This window comes from Chryseobacterium sp. RR2-3-20, assembly GCF_017808115.1.
Taxonomy (GTDB): Bacteria; Bacteroidota; Bacteroidia; order Flavobacteriales; family Weeksellaceae; genus Chryseobacterium; species Chryseobacterium oryzae.
Window position 1 is genome coordinate 1 of sequence record NZ_JADQBD010000218.1, and the last position, 494, is coordinate 494.

Annotated in this window: 1 protein-coding gene; it reads right to left on the reverse strand. The window is 30.0% G+C overall.

Annotation, left to right across the window (positions count from 1 at the left end; all coding sequences use genetic code 11):
• Window positions 1–296 precede the first annotated feature (296 nt).
• The coding region (locus tag IV513_RS15715) for a hypothetical protein (protein ID WP_209391490.1) at window positions 297–494 on the reverse strand (198 nt) is incomplete at its 5' end.

Here is a 494-nt window from a genome sequence, read left to right on the forward strand (position 1 = left end):
TTAAGTGCAAAATTTGTAAAAGTCAAGCACAATTTTTTATACTCAAATCGGTAAGTTTTTCATAAAATTTTTTTCTGGATTTAGGAAGATCAGCGCAAAGAATTTCAGATTTTAGTCAGTTTTAGAAGTTTAAATTCAAGTCAAAATTTTGATTTTTCAGACCGAAATTTCTTTTTGATACCCCGCTTCTAATATTGCGCACAACACTCAAATATCAGTAATTTATAAGTTTATGTTGATGAATAAAGGGTTTTTTAGTTACACTTTTTTGTTCAGTTCAACATAAGTCCAACATTCTAAAAAATATTTGAAAATTGGTAAATTCCCTGCTTTTCGAGTTGTGCTAATCTACTTATTTCTTGAAAATAATGCAAATGAATGCAATGATATGAATAGCTTGCTTTAGCAAAGCCATTAATTATTAGTAATTCATTCAGACATTCGCCATTAGGCAGAATGACATAAGCCAGATCTCTCAGCCAAAAGTCTGTGCG